Below are 21,435 nucleotides of genomic sequence, written 5' to 3' on the forward strand. Positions count from 1 at the left end.
AGGTACGCCTGGATGCGCTGTTTATTCATACTTTCACACATGTGCAGTGGAAAACGTACACGGATCAAAGAAAAAGTAAATGCATGGCGGAAGACGGAAAGGAGATTTTTTATGGGCGCTTTAGACGGCTTCAAAATACTTGATTTTACGACCCTTCTTCCCGGGCCTTATGCCACGATGACGCTGGCAGATCTGGGGGCGGAGGTTCTCAAGGTGAGCGGGCGGGATAAATATGATCTGGTGGTCAACTGGCCGCCTGTGATCGAAAGCGCTCAGGTGACCGGCGCGCAGGCCTGGCTGGGCCGCAACAAGAAGACTATATTCCTGAATTTAAAAAAACCTGCGGCTGTGGAGGCGGTCAAAAAACTGGTCATGGAATATGACATTGTCGTCGAGCAGTTCCGGCCCGGCGTTATGGATAAGCTCGGTGTTGGCTATGAAGAGCTGCGCAAAGTCAATCCCCGTCTGATCTACTGTGCGATCACAGGCTATGGACAAAGCGGCCCCTTTGCGATGAAGGCAGGCCACGACATCAACTACCTGTCCCGGTCAGGCATCGCATGGGCTGCCGGAAGGAAGGCAGGCGGCCCCGGTCTCTATAACTTCCAGATCGCGGACGTGGCCGGCGGCTCCATGAACGCAGTTTCCGGTATTCTCGCGGCCATCATTTATCGCGAACGCACAGGTGAAGGACAGTTTATCGATGTCTCCATGCAGGACAGTGTTATTCCTTTTAACTCCATGGACGGTGCGAGTTATTTCGCGGGCGGCCCCATGCCCATGCGGGAAAGCGGTATGCTGAACGGCGGCGGCATCTATGATTTTTACGAGACCTCTGACGGCAGGTTTATGGGAGTCGGCTCCCTGGAACCCAAATTTTTCGCAGCTCTTTGTGTCGGACTTGGGCATCCGGAGTGGAAGGATGGGAAAATTCTGAAAACAGACACCGGGATGGTCAAAAAGACTTTCCGCGAGGTTTTTAAAACAAAGACACGGGACGAGTGGACAGCAGTTTTCGAGGACCTCGATGCCTGTGTTGAACCCGTCATGGATCTGGAGGAAGTCTCAAAGGATGAACACCTGGTGCAGCGCGGCATGTGGCCGTCTGTTGAGGTTCCGGTCTCAGGCTCCTCTGCCTCATCCGGTGCCAATGATAGTTCCTGTTCAGGCGATGCCTCATCCAGTGCCAGCGATAGTTCCTGTTCAGGCGGTGCCTCCAATGCTTCTGATGGATCCGGTTCAGGTGAAGCGGGCGGGATCCGTATCACACAAATGGGGTGTCCCATGAATCTTTCAGCCTGTCCTCCCCGCTACGACCATGCGGGATATCCGGAAGGTTATCACACGGAGCAGATCCTGCAGTCGCTTGGTTACAGCCCTGAAGAGATTGCCGAAATGACCTGATTTTATGGGAACGCAGTCTTTACTTTTACGGGGCCGCAGGCTTCAATTTTGCGGGGCTGCAGGCTTCACAGGAGACTGTTGAAATGATGGGATCTCCCTTTAGGAGCTGCATGGTTTTTTTAATAAGGCAAAGACCAGGGTATGTTTTTTAACAATAACGGAAGGGAGGATGTCACGATGAAAAGAGCAATCGCAATTGGATTAGTGTTAACATTGCTGTTGTCTACTGAGACATTCGGGGCAAGTCAGAGCAGCACCGGAAGCGAATCTGCAGTCATAGAGACCACTGCTGCGGCTGAAGAGGAGCGCACTCCGGTGGCAGGTGTGGAGATTCCGATCACGGATCTTGAACCTCTTATGATCGGGCAGATGGAAGATAAGGAAGCAGGGACGGGATGCACCGTACTGGTCTGCAGGGATGGAATGAGAGCAGGTCTGGATATCCGCGGCGGAGGGCCCGCATCGCGCGAAAGCCAGCTGCTTGATCCCCTCACTTCAGCGCAGTTTATTCATGCGATTGTGTTGTCGGGGGGCAGTGCTTATGGCCTCGGGACGGCAAACGGTGTCATGTCCTATCTTGAGGAACATGGAATTGGATATGATACGGGTGTCGCGCTCGTACCTCTTGTGGCCCAGTCCGATATCTTTGATCTGTCTGTAGGAGACGGGGCAGTCCGTCCTGACGCGGATATGGGATATCAGGCAGCCAAATATGCTTTCGAAGCGCCAAACTATCAGGACGGAAACTACGGTGTTGGATGCGGGGCTTCTGTCGGAAAGATAGCAGGAATGGACTACGCCATGAAGACGGGCATCGGAAGCTATGCCGTGCAGATCGGAGATCTGAAAATCGGAGCCATCGTAGTAGTGAATGCGCTTGGAGATATTTACGACTGGAGGACAGGCCAACAGGTCGCCGGTCTTTTGACAGAGGATAAAACAGGCCTGCGCAGTACCATGGATTACATGAGTGCTTCCATTGAGGCCAGGGAGAACAAATTTACAGGGAATACGACGCTGGCGGTCGTAGTTACGAACGCAGAGTTTTCCAAGCCTCAGCTCTGCAAGATCGCCGGACTGGCCCACAACGGATATGCAAGGTCCATTAATCCGGTCCACACGTCTGCGGACGGAGACAGCATTTACGCGGTTTCTGTCGGAAACGTCAATGCCGACCAGGATCTTGTAGGTTCACTGGCGGCTGAAGTGGTCAGCGAAGCCCTGCTCCGCTCAGTGTATAATTCGGAGAGTGCTTACGGACTGCCGGCGGCTTCCGATCTGGGACAATGATCCGGAAGAGTGATTCGGGAACAAGGAAGACCGGCAATTTGAACAGGAGGGAAAAGAATTGTTGAGGAAAAGAATAACAGCGCTTCTGCTGGCCGTTATCCTTGCTGTGCCTGTGTTCGTCCGCGGAGCGGAGGTAAACGAAACGGGCCAGACGTCAGGTACGGAAAGGGATGAAATGGGCCAGGTGTCAGATACGGATGGGAAGGAAATGGCATGGTGGCAGAAGGTCAATGCTTATGAGGTTTATGTCAATAGTTTTCAGGATTCGGATGGGGATGGTTATGGTGATCTGAACGGGATCCGTCAGAGGCTGGATCATCTGGAGAAGCTGGGCGTGGGTGCTGTATGGCTTACGCCGGTTTATGAATCCCCTATGGTGGACAATGGTTATGATGTGGCGGATTATTATAAGATCAATCCGCGCTATGGAAGTATGGAGGATATGGATCGTCTGATCAGTGAAGCGGGTGAAAAGGGGGTCCGTATTGTCATGGATCTGGTCTTCAATCATACTTCTGATCAGTGCGAGTGGTTTAAGGAGTCCGCAAAGGGGAAGGAGAATGACTACAGCGACTGGTATATCTGGCGTGATGGGAAGCCGGATGGCAGTGAGCCGAATAACTGGAGGAGTATCTTCGGCGGGTCTGCCTGGACCTGGTGCGAAGCCCGGCAGCAGTATTATCTGCATACCTTTGCGTCGGCGCAGCCGGACCTGAACTGGGAAAATCCAAAGGTGAGACAGGCGCTCTATGATGTGGCCAATTTCTGGCTGGACAAGGGTGTCGGCGGTTTCCGCATGGATGCTATTCCCTACATCAAGAAGCCGGCAGATTTCTCCGATGGTACGCCTGACGATAAGGACGGCAGGGTGAGTATCCACGATATGACCGCGAATACGGACGGGATCCTGGATTATCTGCATGAATTCAAGGAGAAGGTGGCCGAGGGGAAAGATATCTTCACCGTAGGCGAGGCCAACGGGGTAGCTGCGGATCAGTTGTCGAAATGGGTCGGTGAAAACGGCGTGTTTGACATGATCTTTGAATTCAGCCACGTGAATCTGGAGTTTTCGGGAGCTGAGGTCTGGTGCAAGGCAAAAGACTGGTCGCTTTCTGATCTGAAGAAGGCGCTGACCGACAGTCAGGAGGCCACAAAAAACAACGGATGGTATCCTGTATTCTTCGAAAATCATGATAAGCCCCGTTCCATAGATCATTATTTCCCGGAAGATGCGGATCCGGTTCTCGCAGGAAAGGCCATGGGAACGGTCTTAATGACGCTCAGAGGGACCCCTTTTATCTATCAGGGCCAGGAGCTGGGCATGAGGAATGTGGATTGGGATACCATTGAACAGTACAATGACCTGAATTCCTATTCCCAGTATCAGACAGCTCTGGCCGAGGGATATTCTGAGAAAGAGGCAATGGAATTTGTCCATCGCTTCAGCCGGGACAATGCCAGGACGCCTATGCAGTGGAGCAGCAGTGAGCAGGCAGGCTTCACTACCGGGACTCCCTGGCTGCCGGTCCATGAGAACTATGAGAAGGTGAACGCGGAAACAGAGCAGGAAGATCCCGGTTCTGTTCTGTCCTGGTACCGGAAGCTCGCTGAGCTTCGGGCAGACACCCCCGCGCTGATTGAAGGCGCCTATGAAGAACTGTTCAGGGACAGCAAAGAGATTTATGCGTTTACGCGTGAAGATGGCGCGGACAAACTCCTGATCGCCGTAAACTTCACCGGACAAAATGTGACTTTTGATCAGGTACAGGCCGGACTGTCGGATAATACATCTCCTGAGATCCTCATGAGCAGTTATGAAGATTCAGAAGCTGCCGCGGGAACGCTTCGCCCTTATGAAGCGCAGGTAATTAAAGTGAACTGAGAAGTCTGCGGGGGAGACTGCGGGGACGGTCCTTTTGTGTCCGTCCCCTTGTTTACGTTAGTGGATAAACAGGGGGACAGACCCAAAAGGACCGTCCCTCAATTTCGAGTGGATAAACAGGGGGACAGACCCAAAAGGACCGTCCCTCTGTTTCAAGGCCCCTTATATTCCAGGCACATCATAGTCAGGTCGTCAAACTGTTCGGCATCCCCGACGAAAGAATCCACGGCGCTTTTCACTCCCTGGAGGATTTCTTCGGGGGTGTTGTCTGTGCAGGATCTCAATGCCGTGATCATGTGGTCCGTGCCGAACATTTCGCCGCTGCCGTCAGTTGCTTCCGGGACACCGTCTGTGTAGACAAAGAGTTTGTCTCCCGGGTTTAACTGGAGATCATAACCTTTGTAATGAACACCCTCCATTCCGCCTACGACGAAACCGTGTGTATCTTTGTAAAGCTCGAACGAACCGCCTTTTTCACAAATAGCCGGGAATTCGTGGCCCGCGTTTGCGGCAGTCAGTTTTCCGGTGGATATTTCCAGAATGCCCAGCCAGACGGTCACGAACATTTCTGCCTGATTGTTATCGCAGAGCAGGTCGTTGGCTTTTTCCAGGATAGTGGACGGGGTGCGTTCCTGTCTTGCCAGATCTTCGAGGATCCTTTTGGAAAGCATCATGAACAGGGCTGCCGGGATGCCCTTTCCGCTTACATCTGCTATGACCAGACATAAATGGTCTTCGTCGATAAAGTAGAAGTCGTAAAAATCCCCGCCTACGTCCTTTGCCGGATCCATGGTCGCAAACAGGTCGATCTCCGCCCGATCCGGGAAGGGCGGGAAAATATGGGGCAGGACACTTTTCTGGATCTGCCTGGCTGTGCTCAGCTCCTTGACGATTCGTTCCTGTTCCTTGATCATATTTTCCTGTTCCATCTGCTCCCGCTCCATCCGGCGGATAGTATCCATCTGCTGGTTCAGAGCCAGGCTGGTCCGGTCGATCTCCTGCTGCATTGTTTCGAATTCCTGGATCGTGTAGGGGACAGACGCCATGGGTTCCAGCTCGCCCTCTCCCATACGGATGATTCCTTTCAGCAGCAGGTTAAACTGACGCATGAACCCTTTCAGCCACAGGCGGTAGATCGCCAGGGCGATCAACAATACTACGATGGCTATGAGGCAGATCGCGCCGCGGACGCGGCGGATCACTTGCTCGTAGTTTTCCATGGGAACTTCCCTGACCAGGGTCCAGGCGGGGGATTTCATTGTCATGGAAAATGCACTTACAGGATTCCCGTTCTCATCGTTGAAGACCGTTTCGCTGTTACTTTCACTGATGAGCCGCTCCGGATTCGAGCATGCATCCTGACCCGTGTGATAGATTTCTGTCTGTTCTGCCGTAAAAAGATGCCAGGTACTTTTTCCGTCCTGCATTGTCTCAAACAGTTTTTCAAAAATGGTCTCGTCCATCAGTACCATCACGTAGCACTCGCCGTAATTCACATCCACGGATTTCCAGGCGGCGATCATGATGTTCTGCGGAGTTTTAGCATTTTCAAATCCGTACAGGGCAGCTCCCGGAACAGGACCTGCCCAGATCATCTGGCCGCGGGGGGCATTCAGGATCTGGGCTTTCATGTCCTCCGAAAGCGGGTTTTCTTCCGGATCGTCCAGAAAGAAGTTTCCTTCCGGAAGTGCCCCGAAAATGCTTCCGTCTTTCCGCATGAAAAGCAGGCCGAAGATTCCTTCATGCCGGGCAATTTCTGTTCGAAGATAATCCCGGCAGCTGATTCTCGCATGGATCAGGTTCACTTCCGAGGTATACTGCAGTCTTGCGTAGTCCGACACCCGGCTGTCCGACAGTATGTTCCGGACTTCACCGATGGATGAAGCGATGAGCGGTGTGATCGAACGGGAAATTGTGTCAAAGCTGGCAGCATTGACTTCCTGCTCCTGCTGCAGGATCATGCTGATGTAGGCGCGGGAAAACAGCGTGGTCAGCATTGTGACAATGAACAGGGTCATGACGACCACCGGCAGCAGCATATGAATCTGGAGTGATTTCAGCTTTTGCTTCATGGCTCTTGCACCTCCGATCCAGCCCCGGAATCTTTAGCATCATCCTCTATTATCAAGAGTTTCTGCTTTGCCCCGTTTCCGTAATCTGCGTATTGTTCAGGGGTATAGGGATCCACACCGTTTTTGATCTGTATCTCCCGGACCATGGGAACGATGACAGCAGCCGCTTCATCCCATTTTTTCTGATACGCTTTAAACACTGCCGGCTCGTCCATCTCGACCAGCTTTCGGACTGTATCGTCCCGGACCGCTTCCCATTTTTCGTCGGTTTCTGCAAGGATCAGATCCACCATGACGTCCTCAAGGAGCGCATCCGCTTCTGAGAGGATGCGGAGCTGATTCCGGTTGAGGCTGCTCAGACAGGACGAGATCGCCTCTCCGCAGTCATTGCGGAAATCCAACCCGCCGGCGTTATAGAAAGCATCGGTAGGCAGTTTTACTCCATAATGCTCACAGATGTCCCGGGCTATGTTATTAGTCATGGTAGCTGCTTCGTATTCACGGGTGATCGTGGCAAAATCCAGTGAATATCCGTCCGGGTGGGTCAGATTATCGCGCAGGAGGGGCCAATTGCTGGGCATTACATCAAAGCTTCCCCATTGTTGATAAAAATTGTCCGGATCAGTACTGCCTGCCTTGTAGGCATCCAGCTGCTGCTGGCCGTATTCGTTCATCCGGGGAACGCCGTCCTTATCGTAGTCCCAGGTCTCTCCCTGCCGGCCCAGAGTAAGCTCCCGCACGCAATCGGGATCGCACATGTAATTGAAGAGCTTCAGGGCTTCTTCCTTGTGCGGGCTGTTGGCTGAAATGAACCACATATAGCCGGGGCCGTTGCCCAGCAGCTGATAGACGTTGGTATAATAAGTGGTGGCAGCAGTCGGAACGATATTATATCCGGTAAGCGTGTCCGGATCCTTTTTGACGCTTTCACTGTATAACCCCCTGTAGACGCTGTGCCGTCCCATATACTGGCCGCGGGCACATTTGGCGTCGAATTGCTCCTGAGTCTGGGTGAAGAGATCCAAATCGTAAGAGCCGTCTGCCTTGCCTGCCCGGTAGAGTTTGTTATGCCATTCCATGCATGCCCACCACATGGAATGTGCCGGATCAGTATAGCCGTCATAGACTTCGTTTGTGAACATATTGTTCTGATACCTATACGGCGCCCAATAATCAAGGCTCAGTTCGGAGCGGAAAGCGGTATCATAACCGGTGAAATTGTCTGTGCCGTACAGATAGGTGGGATACCCCTCCTCCGTGAAAGGGTGATTCTCGTGCATCTGCTGGAGCACCTTCAGATAATCATCCTCATTGTTGATGGGCGGGTAACCCAGCTCTTTGTAATAGTCCCAGCGGACAACATAACCGCGGGTGCTGGTTTCTTTGGAAAATCCGACTCCGTTGTAGCCGATTTTAGCCGGGAAGAAGTAGAATCCGTCCTCTTCATCTCCCAGCTGTTTGAACACATCATAAGTCAGCCGCGCCTCCCCCTGGAGGAAATTCGGACAATACTCCTCCAGATAGGGATCGACATTCAGAGCTACGCCGTTTTCCAGAATCCTGGACAGATTTTTGCTGGTGGCGACAATGTCCGGCAGATCGCCGCTGGCCAATCCCGCATCGTACTCCTCATCTGTCATATAAGAATACCGGATTTCCACACCCACCAGATCCGCCATATACTGCCACATGCCAAGTTTCTCATAATAACGGGACCCGGAACGTGTGGCGTTGTCGCCGATCGTCAGGACAATGCGGTTCTCAGCGGAGGCAGATTCTCCAGTTGGGGCAGATTTCCCAGCGGAGGCAGATTTCTTAGTGGAGGCAGATTTCTTAGTGGAAGCAGATTTCTTAGTGGAAGCAGATTTCTTAGTGGAAGCAGATCTCTCAGCGGAGGCAGGCTTCTCAGCAAAGGCAGGAAGGGGCAGGAGCAGAAATATCAATACTGCAGATAAGACTAACGACAGGGTTCTTTTCACAGCGCCACATCCTTTCTTCGCTTCGGAGATACCTGGACCACTACTAAATTTATTACAAATAGCGTTACAAAAAACGTTACTTCATTATAACTTAATAATATGGATTACTCCAGATTGTTCCTGTATAATTGTCTGAGTTGAATTATTGTTGAATTGTTGTTTCAAAATCAGAGACGATCCCGAAGGGGAATGATTCTGAAAAAAAACTAATGGGACGATTCCGAAGGGGAACGATTCTGATGGGAAACAATCCTGACGGGACGATCCCGTAGGAAATCAATTCTGATAGACAATCCCAACGGAAAATCATTTTGATGGAAAACAGTCCTGATAAGATAAAAGGAGGAAACTGTATGGATACGGTAACAAATGAGAAATTAGAGGAAAGGACAGCAATAACGGATTCCGGCTTCGATTTTTCTGATATCGAGAAAAAACTGTTGGATGAGGATGCTCTGAAAAAAACAACCTGGCAGGACCTGCTCAAGGAGTATGAGCCCTGGATCGTCAGGGAATACGCCGCGCATGCCAGAGAGTGCACGCCGGAGCAGCGGACCCGGTGGGAGAAGGCGATCAACCTCTGCCATCAGAAGATATTGAGGAAGACGAGGATATTTACTCTTTTGTTCGCGGTTTTGGCAATCGCCATATTCGCGGAGTCCCTGTTAGTGAAAGAGCTGACATTCCCGATCCGTATCCTCATGCTGGTTCTGGCTGTCTATTGCAGCGTGAACTGCTGGTCTCACTGGCTGCTCAACAGGAAATATTCTCAGGCGGAGGAATTATAAAAGGAGCATGATGGATCTGATCGTGATGGCCTGGGAGTAGTTTTTGATATTGGTCATAAAGGGGGAGACCTAATGCAGACTTACACATTCAAACCCAATGATGACGGGCTTTCGATGGCAGTCATGTCTTATGAAGGCGATGAAGCTCATGTTGTGATACCGGAGCAGTATTGCGCAAAACCGATCTCGGTCCTCTACGACAAGCTGTTTGCCGGACACAAGGAAATTGTGGACATCCGTTTCCCGGATACAGTTACGGATCTGGGGGAGTTTGTCTTTGACGGATGTACCGCATTGAAGCATATAGAACTGCCGGCCTCTCTGAAGTATCTCTGGGGGCAGACATTCGCGAGATGTGAGGTGGAGGAGATCTTCCTTCCGGAGAATATCTTTTCAATACCACCCCATGCATTTAAGGATTGCAGGAACCTCCGCAAGGTGGTCTGTGGATCCGGCTTGAAAAAGATTTATGCAGGTGCCTTCAGCGGCTGCACCAACCTGACTGAGCTGATTGTCGGGAAAGAGGTTGAGATCAGTGATGATGCCATGATCCCTCCGGAGGCGGTGAAAAGAGTGTAAGTTGGTGAACAGGGTTTAAGAAAAAGGGTATATCTTGAAAATATGCTGCGAAATAAGGAAAGACCAGAAAAGGGGAGACAGACAGGGGGATCAATTAGATGAAGAAGAAAACATTTCTGGAGGAGCTTCTGGAGGCAAAAGCACATCGATATGCGGTGGGCGCCTTTAATATTTTCAACCACCTGTCCGCAAGGGCGGTTGTACAGGCGGCAGCGGACCTTGATATTCCGGTCATCCTGCAGACATCCGTGGTAACTGTGAAAGAGTTCGGACCGGTGGGGCTTGGCGCGATGCTGCGGCAGATCGCGGAGGAGGCTCCTGTGAACGTGCTCATCCATCTGGACCACTGCCAGGACGTGGAACTGGCAAAAGCCTGTGTCGACGCGGGCTGGGACTCGGTCATGTATGACGGGTCCAGACTGTCGATGGAGGACAATATCGCCGGCTGCCGGGAGGTGGTCGCCTACGCCCACAGAAAAGGCGTCCAGGTAGAAGGCGAGCTCGGCAGGATCGTCGGTGTCGAGGATGCAGTGAAGGTCTCCGCGGATGACGCCTCGCTCGCCGGCCTGGAGGATTCCATCTATTTTGTCAGGGAATCCGGGATCGATGCCTATGCTCCTGCGATCGGAACAGCGCACGGTGTTTACAAGGGAACACCTAAGATCAATTTTGATCTCGCGGCTCAGCTGAAGGAGGCTGTCGACACACCTGTTGTGATTCACGGAGGAACAGGACTGTCCGAAGAAACCTTCCGACGCCTGATCTGCAGCGGTGGCGCCAAGGTCAACGTCTCCACGGCGATCAAACACGCCTATCTGGATACCGCCAGGGAATACTTCGGGGAATTTCCGGAAAAAATAGATCCCATCGATTTTGACCGGCATCTGAGCAGCGCGATCCGGGAGACTGCAAAAGAGCACATGACAGTTTTTACAAAGGACAGGATCTGATATGGAAAAAAACGTCATTAAATCCGAACAAGTAAGGATTGATTTCTGTTGCCGTCCACCTTATCTGGTGGATCTTCATACCCATTCGACCCGTTCGGACGGCGCGGACACTCCGAAACAGCTGATCGACAACGCTGCCGCGCGCGGCATGAAAGTGCTGGCGATCACGGACCACGATATCCGGCCTCCGGAAAAAATCCAGATAGATCAGATTCAGGAAGATCAAAGCCGGAAAGATTCCGTTCCGGTCATGATGGATGCCGTGGAATATGCCATGTTTAAGGGGCTGTACTTGATCCGGGGGATAGAGATCTCCTGCGAGACTACGGCGGAAGACTGCCACATTGTCTGTCTGGGATGCGACTGGAAGGATCCTTTTTTTGACGGGCTCGAAAAATCTGTGGTGGAATCCAAAGTCGGCAGTTACCGGGAACTGGTAAAACGTCTGAATGCGGACGGCATGAAGATGACATGGGAGGAAGTCCTGGACAATGGCGGAAACCCTGTGCAGGAGGATCAGATCCAGAAAAAGATGATCTTTGAACTGATCGCAAGAAAAGGATACCAGAAGGACTGGAGCGCCGCGAAGCTCATGGTCAAGAATACCCCCGCCTATCAGATCCTCCGTGAGAAGCCGGATTCGGTTGAAGTGATCCGCCAGGTCCACAGGTGCGGAGGGATTGCTATCATGGCCCATCCCTATCTGGTGAACGAACCGGTCCTGCTTCCGGCAGGAAGGATGGACAGGGCAGCTTATATCGACCGCCTCATCGCGGCAGGCTTGGATGGAATTGAGGCCTGCTACCCCTATGCAAAGACCAGCTATGGAGGGAACCTGACGCAGGGCCAGATCGAGCGGGAAGTCCGGGAGCGCTATACTGACCGCGTCGCTGTCATTTCCGGAGGTTCCGATTACCATGCTGATTTTAAAAAAGGAGTGGACCCGGCAAAAGCGAGAAACATTGGCGAATGCGGCATTACGATGGAATATTTTCAGCAGAATGAGGTTCTGCAGGCACTTTTGTCCCGTACTGTGAAAAGCCTTTAATGAAGAGAAAACTTTGACGAAGAAAATTCTTTTGCGAAGAAAATCCTTTTGCGAAGAAAAACCTTTTGCGAAGAAAAACCTTTTGCGAAAACAGTTCATATACGGAAATATTCTTTCCACAAAGATTAATCTTTCCGTGAAAGTAATCCGCTGACGAAGATCATCCTTCCATAAATAAACCCTCCTGCCAGGATAATAAAGCGTAAGATTATTTCAGGAGAATACTCCATGTTACAGACAGTAGTTTCCGTAGATCCTCTCACAGAGAGCAATTGCTATATCCTCGTGGAAAACGACAGGTGCCTGGTGATCGATCCCGGCGAACACGTAAAGCTGCTGAGTAAATTGAAAGACTGTGGATGGGAGCCGGAACTGATCCTGTTGACCCATGAACACTGTGACCATATGGCAGGACTGGACGCCCTGCGGGATCAATACCCGCAGGCGTGTTTTGCAGCGACTGCGGTCTGTAATGCAGGCATTCAGAGCCTGCGCCTGAATTTGTCACGGATCATGGAAGTATATATGTATTTTCGTGGAAAACCCGGGATCCATTATGAACCGTTTTTCTGCAGGCCTGCAGATGAGATCATTGCCGGGGATGCGCAGCTGGAATGGCGCGGCCACTTGCTTCGTCTGGTGCCTTTGCCAGGCCACACACCGGGGAGCGGGGGAATCTTTCTGGATGAAGACGTGTTCTTCAGCGGAGATTATCTGATTCCGGATGAGGAGCCGCTGCTGCGCTTTCCGGGCGGAGACGCGGAAAGCTATGAAAAGATCACGAAGCCCTTCCTGCGTTCGCTCCCGGCAGGTATCCGCATCTGCCCCGGTCACGGGGAGCCATACAATTTGTAGGTATTCATGAGGCGCCCGTAAAGATAATCTCCAGTTCTCTGGCGCTGTGCCTTGTCGTTTCTATCATTTCTTTCATCCAGGGGCCGTAGTTGTAATTCCATAAAGCCTGTATCATCAGGCTGTAAGAAGCATCGTCTTTCAATTCCTGTGCATGATCCCCAAGCGATCCGCTGTTATAGTACAGGAAATACCGGTCTATGAGATTCAGTACCTTTTCCTTTTTTGCCCCTTTCAGATTTTCCTGGTCCAGAAGCGGATCCGGCTATAGCCTGAGCCTGACCATTACTGCTTCCACCGGCTGCTGGATCAGTCCCGGAAGCTGGATTTGTCTGCTTATCCGCCGCGCTGCAGGCCGCAGACAGAAACAGGCACAGAAGGATGGAAAACAGGAAGAAGATTTTTTTCATAATCGCACCAGTACTTTCGGAAGGAGACAAGGAGCCGTCCCTTGTCTCCCGATGGTTACCCGCTGTTTCTGCAATCGTGGAGAATACAAACTGACCCACGAAAATATCAACCCTGGAGAATAGTAATAGTATGGTTAAGCCAAAAGGCCGGACAGAGAGGGACCTCTGTCCGGCTGTGAATGTTCGTCCGGTCGTTGTTTTCTTGTCAGTTCGATCTTTTGACAATTGAAACCGTTTGTCTGCCCGGTCTTATCAGAGCTTATCAGAGTTTATTAGAGCTCATAAGAACTCAGCTGAGTTCACTGGAGTTCATCAGAGCTTAGAGCTCATTGAAAAGTTCAGCTCCATAGGCCTTCTCGCAGAGACTGCCCAGCTGCGGTACGATTCCGGTAAAATGCGGGGTTGCATTGTGGAAGTCGATCGCGGCCTGGTCTTTCCAGCACTCGATGAAGGCGAAGATGCAGTTATTTTCCACGCTCTGATTGATGGAATAGAAAACATTTCCTTCCTCAGCTCGGGACTTTTCCACAAGTTCTTTTGCCAGCTCAATAAATTTGTCAATGCACTCTTCCTTCACAAGCATCTTTGCAAAAATCTTGATCATACCTGGCTCCTTTCTTTCCTTTGAGCGGTGCTTCTCTGCACCGGGCTGCAGATGTTCATTACAGTCATTATAGCAGACCCGGGTTTGATTAAAAATGTATAGATGGACATAGATTGTTGATTGTTGTGTGAAGTGCTGTCTGAATTGCTGCCAAAAGTGTACGTAAAAAAGAGACACAGAACCATCCCCTTCTCCTGAGTTTATGTGATTCCGAAGCGCTTTCTCAGAGCCGGTCTGGTCCCGTTTTCCATAGTATAATAGGCAAAATGGAATGCTTCCTCCATGGAAACAGTGTCGGAGTCTAACAGCTGCAGGAGCATTTCTATATACCCGCTCATGACACTGTCCAGAATGATATATTCCCTGCTGCCCTCTGTGTAGACAGGAAAATTCCCATCGCTTTTAAGTGCATCCTTGAGCATCTGGCGGTATGCGCGGGAGAAGGTGCTGCTGTGATAGTCGATCACGAACTCGAATTCTATGAGAGCATCAAGTGATGTACCCCTGGACGACGATCTTCGCCGGCCGGGGGGTTACGCACTGATTCGATGATCACTTACTGGATCACTTACTGGTAACAGGGCAGACTGCCACAAAACCTGTTTACCATCCCCTGTCTCCAAAGAACTGTCCCCGGTCTCCGATTCCTTTTTTCCGACAGGACAAGTAACGGAGTACTGCCGGACAGGATATCATCTGGATAGGATATCGATATGAATCATTCATTTGAAAAAGAAAGTACTTCCGTAGGGCCGGCAATTGAGTACCGCAATGTGTACAAGCGCTTCGAACGCATGGGTGCCCAGGCTCTCCGCGGACGTCATGCCCGTATGAGCGGAGGCAGGATAAAGGAAAGAGAAGTTTTTCCCTCAGGCGGTGGATTAAAGGAAGAAGCCGGTTTTTACGCGGTCAAGGATTTGAGCGCCTCTGTCAGGGAGGGAGAGCTGATCACGATCCTAGGCTCCTCCGGATGCGGCAAGACGACTTTGCTGAAAATGACCAACAGGCTGTATGAACCGGACGGGGGAACGATCCTTTTGTTCGGAGAGGACATTCAAAAGCAGGATCCAGTGCAGCTGCGCAGGAGGATGGGGTATGTAATCCAACAGGCGGGTCTTTTTCCGCATATGACGGTAGAGGACAATATCAGCGTGATCCCGCGTCTGCTCAAATGGGAGCCTGAGCGCTGCCGGGAACGTGTCACACAACTGCTGGATCTGGTCGGCCTAGAGCCGAAGCAATACCGGAACCGCTACCCTTCCCAGCTCTCCGGCGGCCAGCAGCAGCGGGTCGGCCTGGCCCGCGCGCTTGCAGCGAAACCTCGGGTAATAAAGACAGTGGAGAAGGGCGGGCGGCTCGTCTATCTGTTTTCTGTAGGAACTACTTGTTACTACAGCTTTGTTTACACGGATGGCCCCGCACCGGATTTTTCCTTTACCGGGATGGAGTTCCTGCCGTTTTCTTTTGGAAACAAACCGGTCCCGAAAAATGTCTATTTTGGCGCGGAGACCGCTTTTCAGCTTTCTTCCTGGTATAACGGAAACCGCCACTGCGGCCGCTGCGGCGGTCGTATGAGCGTCCATCCCAAAACCCGCTGCATCCGGTGTACTTCCTGCGGGAACATAGATTACCCTCGCGTTATGCCGGCCGTGACCATTGCGGTGATCAACGGGGACAAGCTCCTGATGATCCGCTACAGGCCGCGGGAGGAAGATGGATATGCCGGCACTTCCCTGATCGCAGGTTTTATCGAGGTTGGTGAGACCATTGAAGATGCCGTTTGCCGCGAGGTCATGGAGGAGGCCGGCCTGAAGGTCTCCAATATCCGCTATTACAAGTCCCAGCCCTGGGGTTTTGCCTCCAACCTGATGATCGGAGTCATCTGCGACCTCGATGGAAGCGATGAGACCGCTGTGCATGATACTGACGAAGTGGCGGAAGCTGTCTGGATTCCCCGGGATGAGATCCGGGTGTACGACAACGGCGTTTCCCTCACCTTCGAGATGATTGACCGGTTTAAAAAGGGTGAAATATAAAAAAGGGAGTCTTAAAAAAGAAGCTTGTAAAAAAGAAGCTTGTAAAAAAGAAGCTTGTAAAAAAGGAGCTTGTAAAAAGGAGCTGCAGAAGCTGCAGGCTCCCACAGATGAAAAAAGATAAAAAGAGAAAAATGAAAATCATGGTCAGTGCCTGTCTGGCAGGCGAAAACTGTAAATATAACGGTGGGAACAATCGAAATGAAATAGTTCTGAAGCTGATGGCAGACAATGAGGTGATCACGGTCTGCCCGGAACAGATGGGCGGACTTCCTACGCCGCGTGTCCCTTCGGAGGTCAGGGATGGCCTGGTCATTACAAAAGACGGGAGAATCGTAGATGCGGAATTCCGCTCAGGCGCAGCAAAGTGTCTCCAGCTTGCAAAACGCCTGCAGCCGGATCTGATTATTTTGCAGTCCCGCAGTCCCAGCTGTGGAGTAAAGCAGCGGTACGACGGCACATTTACCGGAACACTGGTGGATCAGGCTGGTGTTACCGCACAGCTTCTGATGGAAAACGGTTTTCGCTGCCTTGATGTGGAGGATCTGGTCACAGTCCAAAGAGGTTTTAAAAGATAGAATGCTCACAGAGGTTAACTCCGTGAACATTCTTTCTTTCTGCTCCTGATATACCGGTTAATACCCAATAGAAAAATTCGCTTTGCTATACGCGGGCACACTTGCCATGCAAGTGTGCCCGCGTCGTTCCTCCAGGGTTTTTGCGCTGAATACCACGTAAAAACGCCTGTTATCCCGGGTTTTACAACGAAAATCCCATCGCGAAGCGATAACAAAGCTTCGCATTGTTGGAATGGGATTTTCGTACGTTACTACTATTCACGCCCTCGACTGGGCGTGTATAGTAACCGAATTGCCTCGTGGGAACTACCGGAAAGATGTGCTGATTGTATGCTGTTTTTTCCTATGCTAAAATGTATTTACAGAGACAGTAATGATATGTTTCCTTTATCGGATCGGTCGTGAACCTATACATTACTAAATCGTTATTAAATTGGTCGCAAAACCATACGAGAAAAGCAGAAGATAAAAACAGAAGAGCAAAACAGAGTAGAAAATACTGGAAATCGCATAAACCGGCAGGACCGGACAGAGAGGACAGAATGGCAAAAATTCCTTTTATTTTTCGAAAGACAAAGACAGTGCGCAATCTGAAGTCCTACATGGACACTGCCTTCAGTGAAGTTCTGCACACTACTTTAAATCCGAATGGCCCCGGTGCTATCCGGATCCACCTGATCCCTCCGAAGGAGGAGGAAAATTCTTTTAATCCCAGCATTGCTATTATTAACGGGACCGATATTCTGCCGGTCAATTTCGCCTGGGCGGTCATTCTGGCGGAAATGATCCGGGAGACCAACCACTATGACGGAAAAGAGATCGGAGAGCCGGAAATACAGAGTATTCTGGACCGCACCACTGAAAACGTGCGGAAGATCCTTCCGGTTTTTTCCCGTAAACGTATTCAGGCGGACATGCAGACCATCTACACGACGATCCGGCAGATCGCCTACCGTGAGCAGGTGACCACGGATGTTCATTTCATGAGTATAGGCGATTACGCGCCGTTTATGCAGGCACCCCACCGCATGGATCTGATGGTCAGCGCCATGACGAAGGAGGGAAACTGGCACTGTAACCAGAAGTGCGTCCACTGTTATGCCGCCGGCCAGCCCCTGTCCGATGAGAGGGAGCTTTCCACGGAAGACTGGAAAAAGGTTCTGGACATCTGCCGCAGGGTCGGTATCCCTCAGGTGACCTTCACGGGAGGTGAGCCCACCATGAGGGAGGACCTTTTTGACCTCATCAAATATGCCCGCTGGTTTATCTCACGACTTAACACCAATGGGATCCGGCTGACTCCGGAATACTGCAGACAGCTCCGTGAAGCGGAGCTGGACAGCGTGCAGATCACGTTCTATTCCGCGGACCCGGAGATTCACAACCGCCTGGTCGGCGCCGCCCGGTATGAGGAGACGCTGGCGGGAATCAAAAATGCCCTGGAACAGGGACTGTCGGTGAGCATCAATACGCCCCTGTGTACGCTCAACCGGGAGTATGAAAAAACACTGGAGCTCCTGCATGAACTCGGAGTCATTTATGTGACCTGCTCCGGGCTGATCACCACAGGAAGCGCAGCGGGAGCCCTGTCGGAGTCTCTGCAGCTGGGGAGTGAAGAACTGGAAGAGATCCTGCGTCAGGCTGTTTCCTATTGCCACCAGAACGGCATGGAGATCGCCTTCACTTCCCCCGGATGGCTGGATGAGAAGGTCTTTGAGGAACTTTGCATTCCGTCGCCGTCCTGCGGAGCCTGCCTCTCCAATATGGCCATTACCCCGGGCGGAAACGTGGTACCCTGTCAGAGCTGGCTTTCCGGCCAGCCGCTGGGAAACATGCTCACCGATGACTGGAAGGACATCTGGGACAGCGGGCCCTGCCAGACCCGCCGGGATTTTTCTGCCCGGCTGACCGGCGAATGTCCCCTGAGGAGGTACTGCTGATGAAATACAGACTTAAGGTGCTTTTGATAAGCCACAGACTAAAAAGAGTTGAAAAAAAGCCCGCAGAGCGAGCTTCGTATTCAGGACAGAGAGGTCTCGCCCTTCTTATGACGGCTTTTCTGGTCGTGTTTTTCCTGACTTTCTCCGCGCCTTTTTCACAGGTCGCGGAAGCAGCCACTCCTACCGATGAGATCGAGCATTTCCTGATCACTGTGGACGTGCAGGAGGACGCCTCCCTGCAGATGACCTATCACATAGACTGGAAGGTGCTGGACGATGAGACCTACGGCCCTCTGGACTGGGTGGATATCGGTCTTCCCAACAGCCACCATTCCGGGATCACTGCTCTGGGAGACAACATCAGCAACATAGAGGACAATGGCTCTTCTGCAGCCGTCTATCTGGACCGCAGCTATTACAAGGACGAGGTGGCAAGCTTTGAGTTCTCCTTTGTCCAGGACAATATGTACCAGATCGGCCGCTACGTCGAGGGAGAGACGGTATTTGCCTACACGCCTGCCTGGTTTGACGAGATTGAAGTGAAAGATCTGACCATTCGGTGGAACGCGGACAAGGCCGGCGCCTGGCAGCCGGACTGTCTGCAGGACGACGGTTACCTGGTCTTTTCTTCTGCACTTTCGCCGGGTGAACATTACTCCATTACCGTGGCCTACCCCAATGACGCCTTTGCCTTTTCCAGTGACCGTCAGGCGGGGAGCGATGATACGGAGTCAGAGTGGAGCAGCACAGACGATGACTATGATTATAACTATGAGAGCAGTACAGGCGGCGATGATCTGGTATCGATCATAGGCGGACTGATCGTATTATTCGTTTTCTTCGTAATGCCCCTCATGATGGTCGTCAGGTTCTTCCGCTGGATCGCCGGCGGCGCAGGATTCGGCAGTTCTTCCTCCGACGGCGTTTCCTACCAGAAAAAGATCACCCGCACCAAGATCGAGTATTATGAGACCTGTCCCGGCTGCGGAGCCGCCCACGAGGAAGGCAGGGACGACTGTCCATACTGCGGCCGCAGTATGATCAAAAGCAGGGAGGTCGTTGAGGAAAAAGACCTGGATAAACCGGAAAACTACAGCAGAACCGGTACCTACAGATACGGGAACTCCCCCAATACCTTCATTCACGTGAATGTGATCAATGTGCCTGTTGTCCGCCCCTCCGGCCGCCGCAGCACGGGGGGCAGCTCCAGAAGCTCCAGGCCCTGGTCTTCCTGTGCCTCTTCCTGCGCCTCCTCCTGTGCTTCCAGCTGCGCCTGCGCGTCAAGCTGTGCATGTGCCTGCGCCTGTGCTTCATCCGGCCGGGCCGGCTGTTCGGCCAAGGAATTTTTCACGGAAAGGATCCACAGCGGCAGAGTCAGGGTGAAGGGATATCAGTCCTGAACTGAAGGAGGATCACTTGTTACTCCACGCCCTCGATAGGGCGTGTATAGGAGTAACGATCACTTTTCGTCGCAGATCCGGCTCATATTCTGTGCGATGGTGTCCAGGCAGAGATACATATTTTTTCGCATTTCCTCTGAGATCCCTTTTCCGGCCTGTTCCAGAACTTCATCGGCACGGAGGCTGACCTGGGCAGCCAGCCGTTTCCCATCCTCTGTCAGCCGCAGGGCAGCACGATAGCGCGATTCTCCGTAGGGTTCGAGGATCCCTTTTTTCTGAAAGGCGCTGATGGCGCGGGAAACATCCGCCTTGTCCCGCTGGCACAGGTCCGCCAGCTTTGCGGCGGTGATATTTCCCTCGTTGGTGGCGATCATGACCAGATACAGGGCATAAGCCCCCCGGAATCCGTGCTTTTTCATTTCAACTGTTGCCAGCCGGTTCCAGGATCTGGAGATGCTGAAAATAGACATTGTAAAGTGTTCAAACCGCTCGATCATAAGAACCTACCCTGCGTTTTATTTTTTTCGGAAGAAGGCTACCGCTACACCGCCCGGACCGGCATGTGTTCCGATCACGCTGCAGAGCTGGGTCTGTTCCAGATGATCGACATTTCCTTCCCAGATCGTCCTGCTGTCAGAGATATAATTCTGCAGCAGTTCATCGGATACTCCGGTGTATCCCAGCAGGATGGGCCTGGAAAAATCGACGCCGTTCTTTTGGATCGACTCGATCAGCAGATTATTCGCCTTTTTGGAGCCCCTTGCCTTGCCGAGCATGACCAGTTCCCCGTCCTTTGTAGAAATGACAGGCTTGATGTTGAGCATACCACCTGCAAAAGCTGCGGTTTTGGAAATCCTTCCGCCTTTCTGCAGATATTCCAGGGTCTCGAGGCGGGCCAGCAGACAGATGTCGTTGCGTTTCTGGATCAGGTGCTCTGTGAGTTCATCCAGCTGCATCCCCTGCTCTGCGCATTGCAGAGCATACTCTGCGAGCACGCCGGACCCGATGGAGACATTCCGGCTGTCGACAACACGCACATTCGGAAAGTCCTCCGCCGCGATCCGGGCACTCTGGTAGGTGCCTGACAGCTTAGAGGTGACGGTGATCACGACCGCTTCTTCCCCTCTGGCCTCCAGATCGCGGAATACCTTTACAAATGAATCCGGCGTCGCCTGGCTCGTCCTGGGAAGCACCGGACTCTCTTCCAGCTTCTGATAAAACTCCGTTTTGTCCAGCGTAACACCGTCGATGAATTCAGTCTCTCCGAAAGTGACGGTAAGCGGAACGACAATAAATCTGTCACTATACTGATTTCCCACATCGACGGTGGAATCAGTGATGATACGAATTGCCATTGTATTAAAACCTCCATAATGAATGATTGTCTTGAAAATAATCTTATTTAAAGTCTTGTATAATAGTCCTGATTAATTTCCGTGATCTGCAAAACGTTCTGCAGCGGCAGGATCGTTTTGATTGTTGATTTGTCAACGAACACGGACTATAGCATCTGTTCGTTGATATGTCAACAACTTTGTTTGAAGGTACGAAAAAGGATACAGGGAACGGCTTTGTCTCCTTTTCGAATAACAAAAATGCTGAGGGATACAGGGGGCGGTACTTTGT

At 51.7% G+C, this 21,435-nt stretch carries 19 protein-coding genes; 13 read left to right on the forward strand and 6 right to left on the reverse strand.

What is annotated here, in order from left to right; all coding sequences use genetic code 11:
* Nucleotides 1–111 precede the first annotated feature (111 nt).
* The 3 genes from BLT02_RS08380 (at nucleotide 112) to BLT02_RS08390 (ending at nucleotide 4,576) form a co-directional block, all read left to right on the forward strand.
* Nucleotides 112–1,404: a CaiB/BaiF CoA transferase family protein gene (locus BLT02_RS08380; protein ID WP_175453754.1), complete on the forward strand. Its 1,293-nt coding sequence runs from the start codon at nucleotides 112–114 to the stop codon at nucleotides 1,402–1,404.
* Nucleotides 1,405–1,581: 177 nt separating this feature from the next.
* Nucleotides 1,582–2,694 carry a P1 family peptidase gene (locus tag BLT02_RS08385; RefSeq protein WP_092993890.1) on the forward strand — a complete coding sequence of 371 codons (1,113 nt, stop codon included), beginning with the start codon at nucleotides 1,582–1,584 and terminating at the stop codon, nucleotides 2,692–2,694.
* A gap of 61 nt (nucleotides 2,695–2,755) precedes the next feature.
* Nucleotides 2,756–4,576, forward strand: a complete 1,821-nt coding sequence (locus BLT02_RS08390; protein ID WP_207649394.1) for a glycoside hydrolase family 13 protein — start codon at nucleotides 2,756–2,758, stop codon at nucleotides 4,574–4,576.
* Nucleotides 4,577–4,728: 152 nt separating this feature from the next.
* On the opposite strand, the gene BLT02_RS08395 is transcribed toward BLT02_RS08390, so the two are convergent.
* The gene (locus tag BLT02_RS08395) at nucleotides 4,729–6,648 is read right to left on the reverse strand and encodes a PP2C family protein-serine/threonine phosphatase (protein WP_092993702.1); all 1,920 of its coding nucleotides are present in this window, start codon (nucleotides 6,646–6,648) and stop codon (nucleotides 4,729–4,731) included.
* Nucleotides 6,645–8,339, reverse strand: coding sequence for a type 2 periplasmic-binding domain-containing protein (locus BLT02_RS08400; protein ID WP_139187493.1), 1,695 nt, complete (start codon nucleotides 8,337–8,339; stop codon nucleotides 6,645–6,647). The genes BLT02_RS08395 and BLT02_RS08400 overlap by 4 nt, the downstream gene beginning before the upstream one ends.
* Before the next feature lie 127 nt (nucleotides 8,340–8,466).
* On the opposite strand from BLT02_RS08400, the gene BLT02_RS16795 reads away from it, so the two are divergent.
* The 6 genes from BLT02_RS16795 to BLT02_RS08425 all read left to right on the forward strand — a co-directional run bounded on the left by BLT02_RS16795 (nucleotide 8,467) and on the right by BLT02_RS08425 (nucleotide 12,847).
* Nucleotides 8,467–8,763 carry a hypothetical protein gene (locus BLT02_RS16795; protein WP_139187495.1) on the forward strand — a complete coding sequence of 99 codons (297 nt, stop codon included), beginning with the start codon at nucleotides 8,467–8,469 and terminating at the stop codon, nucleotides 8,761–8,763.
* A gap of 217 nt (nucleotides 8,764–8,980) precedes the next feature.
* Complete coding sequence (locus BLT02_RS08405; RefSeq protein WP_139187497.1) at nucleotides 8,981–9,415, forward strand: hypothetical protein; 435 nt, start codon at nucleotides 8,981–8,983, stop codon at nucleotides 9,413–9,415.
* A gap of 72 nt (nucleotides 9,416–9,487) precedes the next feature.
* Nucleotides 9,488–9,994 carry a leucine-rich repeat domain-containing protein gene (locus BLT02_RS08410; protein ID WP_092993712.1) on the forward strand — a complete coding sequence of 169 codons (507 nt, stop codon included), beginning with the start codon at nucleotides 9,488–9,490 and terminating at the stop codon, nucleotides 9,992–9,994.
* A 98-nt stretch (nucleotides 9,995–10,092) separates the two neighbouring features.
* On the forward strand, nucleotides 10,093–10,944 hold the full coding sequence (locus BLT02_RS08415; protein WP_092993715.1) for a class II fructose-bisphosphate aldolase: 852 nt from the start codon (nucleotides 10,093–10,095) through the stop codon (nucleotides 10,942–10,944).
* A 1-nt stretch (nucleotide 10,945) separates the two neighbouring features.
* Nucleotides 10,946–11,992 carry a PHP domain-containing protein gene (locus tag BLT02_RS08420; protein ID WP_092993718.1) on the forward strand — a complete coding sequence of 349 codons (1,047 nt, stop codon included), beginning with the start codon at nucleotides 10,946–10,948 and terminating at the stop codon, nucleotides 11,990–11,992.
* Nucleotides 11,993–12,220: 228 nt separating this feature from the next.
* On the forward strand, nucleotides 12,221–12,847 hold the full coding sequence (locus tag BLT02_RS08425) for an MBL fold metallo-hydrolase (RefSeq protein ID WP_092993721.1): 627 nt from the start codon (nucleotides 12,221–12,223) through the stop codon (nucleotides 12,845–12,847).
* A 726-nt stretch (nucleotides 12,848–13,573) separates the two neighbouring features.
* Here the strand turns inward: BLT02_RS08425 and BLT02_RS08435 are convergent.
* A complete protein-coding gene (locus tag BLT02_RS08435; protein ID WP_092993727.1) occupies nucleotides 13,574–13,858 on the reverse strand; it encodes a putative quinol monooxygenase in 285 nt (94 codons plus the stop codon).
* A gap of 200 nt (nucleotides 13,859–14,058) precedes the next feature.
* Nucleotides 14,059–14,325, reverse strand: coding sequence for a hypothetical protein (locus BLT02_RS08445; protein ID WP_092993733.1), 267 nt, complete (start codon nucleotides 14,323–14,325; stop codon nucleotides 14,059–14,061).
* Nucleotides 14,326–14,571: 246 nt separating this feature from the next.
* Here BLT02_RS08445 and BLT02_RS18225 point away from each other — a divergent pair, with 246 nt between their 5' ends.
* From BLT02_RS18225 to BLT02_RS08465, 4 genes are all read left to right on the forward strand, one after another.
* A complete protein-coding gene (locus BLT02_RS18225; RefSeq protein WP_092993736.1) occupies nucleotides 14,572–15,894 on the forward strand; it encodes an ATP-binding cassette domain-containing protein in 1,323 nt (440 codons plus the stop codon).
* Between the two features lie 107 nt (nucleotides 15,895–16,001).
* Nucleotides 16,002–16,469, forward strand: coding sequence for a 2-thiouracil desulfurase family protein (locus tag BLT02_RS08455; protein ID WP_347474922.1), 468 nt, complete (start codon nucleotides 16,002–16,004; stop codon nucleotides 16,467–16,469).
* A gap of 542 nt (nucleotides 16,470–17,011) precedes the next feature.
* The gene (locus BLT02_RS08460) at nucleotides 17,012–18,409 is read left to right on the forward strand and encodes a radical SAM/SPASM domain-containing protein (protein WP_242869743.1); all 1,398 of its coding nucleotides are present in this window, start codon (nucleotides 17,012–17,014) and stop codon (nucleotides 18,407–18,409) included.
* Complete coding sequence (locus BLT02_RS08465; protein ID WP_092993739.1) at nucleotides 18,409–19,809, forward strand: hypothetical protein; 1,401 nt, start codon at nucleotides 18,409–18,411, stop codon at nucleotides 19,807–19,809. The genes BLT02_RS08460 and BLT02_RS08465 overlap by 1 nt, the downstream gene beginning before the upstream one ends.
* Before the next feature lie 59 nt (nucleotides 19,810–19,868).
* Here BLT02_RS08465 and BLT02_RS08470 read toward each other — a convergent pair whose 3' ends face one another.
* Together BLT02_RS08470 and BLT02_RS08475 are read right to left on the reverse strand one after the other, a co-directional pair.
* Nucleotides 19,869–20,306, reverse strand: coding sequence for a MarR family winged helix-turn-helix transcriptional regulator (locus BLT02_RS08470; RefSeq protein WP_092993742.1), 438 nt, complete (start codon nucleotides 20,304–20,306; stop codon nucleotides 19,869–19,871).
* An 18-nt stretch (nucleotides 20,307–20,324) separates the two neighbouring features.
* Nucleotides 20,325–21,164 (reverse strand): DegV family protein, encoded by an 840-nt coding sequence (locus BLT02_RS08475; protein WP_092993745.1) that lies wholly within the window; start codon nucleotides 21,162–21,164, stop codon nucleotides 20,325–20,327.
* Nucleotides 21,165–21,435 lie beyond the last annotated feature (271 nt).

This window comes from Sarcina sp. DSM 11001 (genome assembly GCF_900101015.1).
In the GTDB taxonomy this organism is placed as follows: domain Bacteria; phylum Bacillota; class Clostridia; order Lachnospirales; family Lachnospiraceae; genus CAG-791.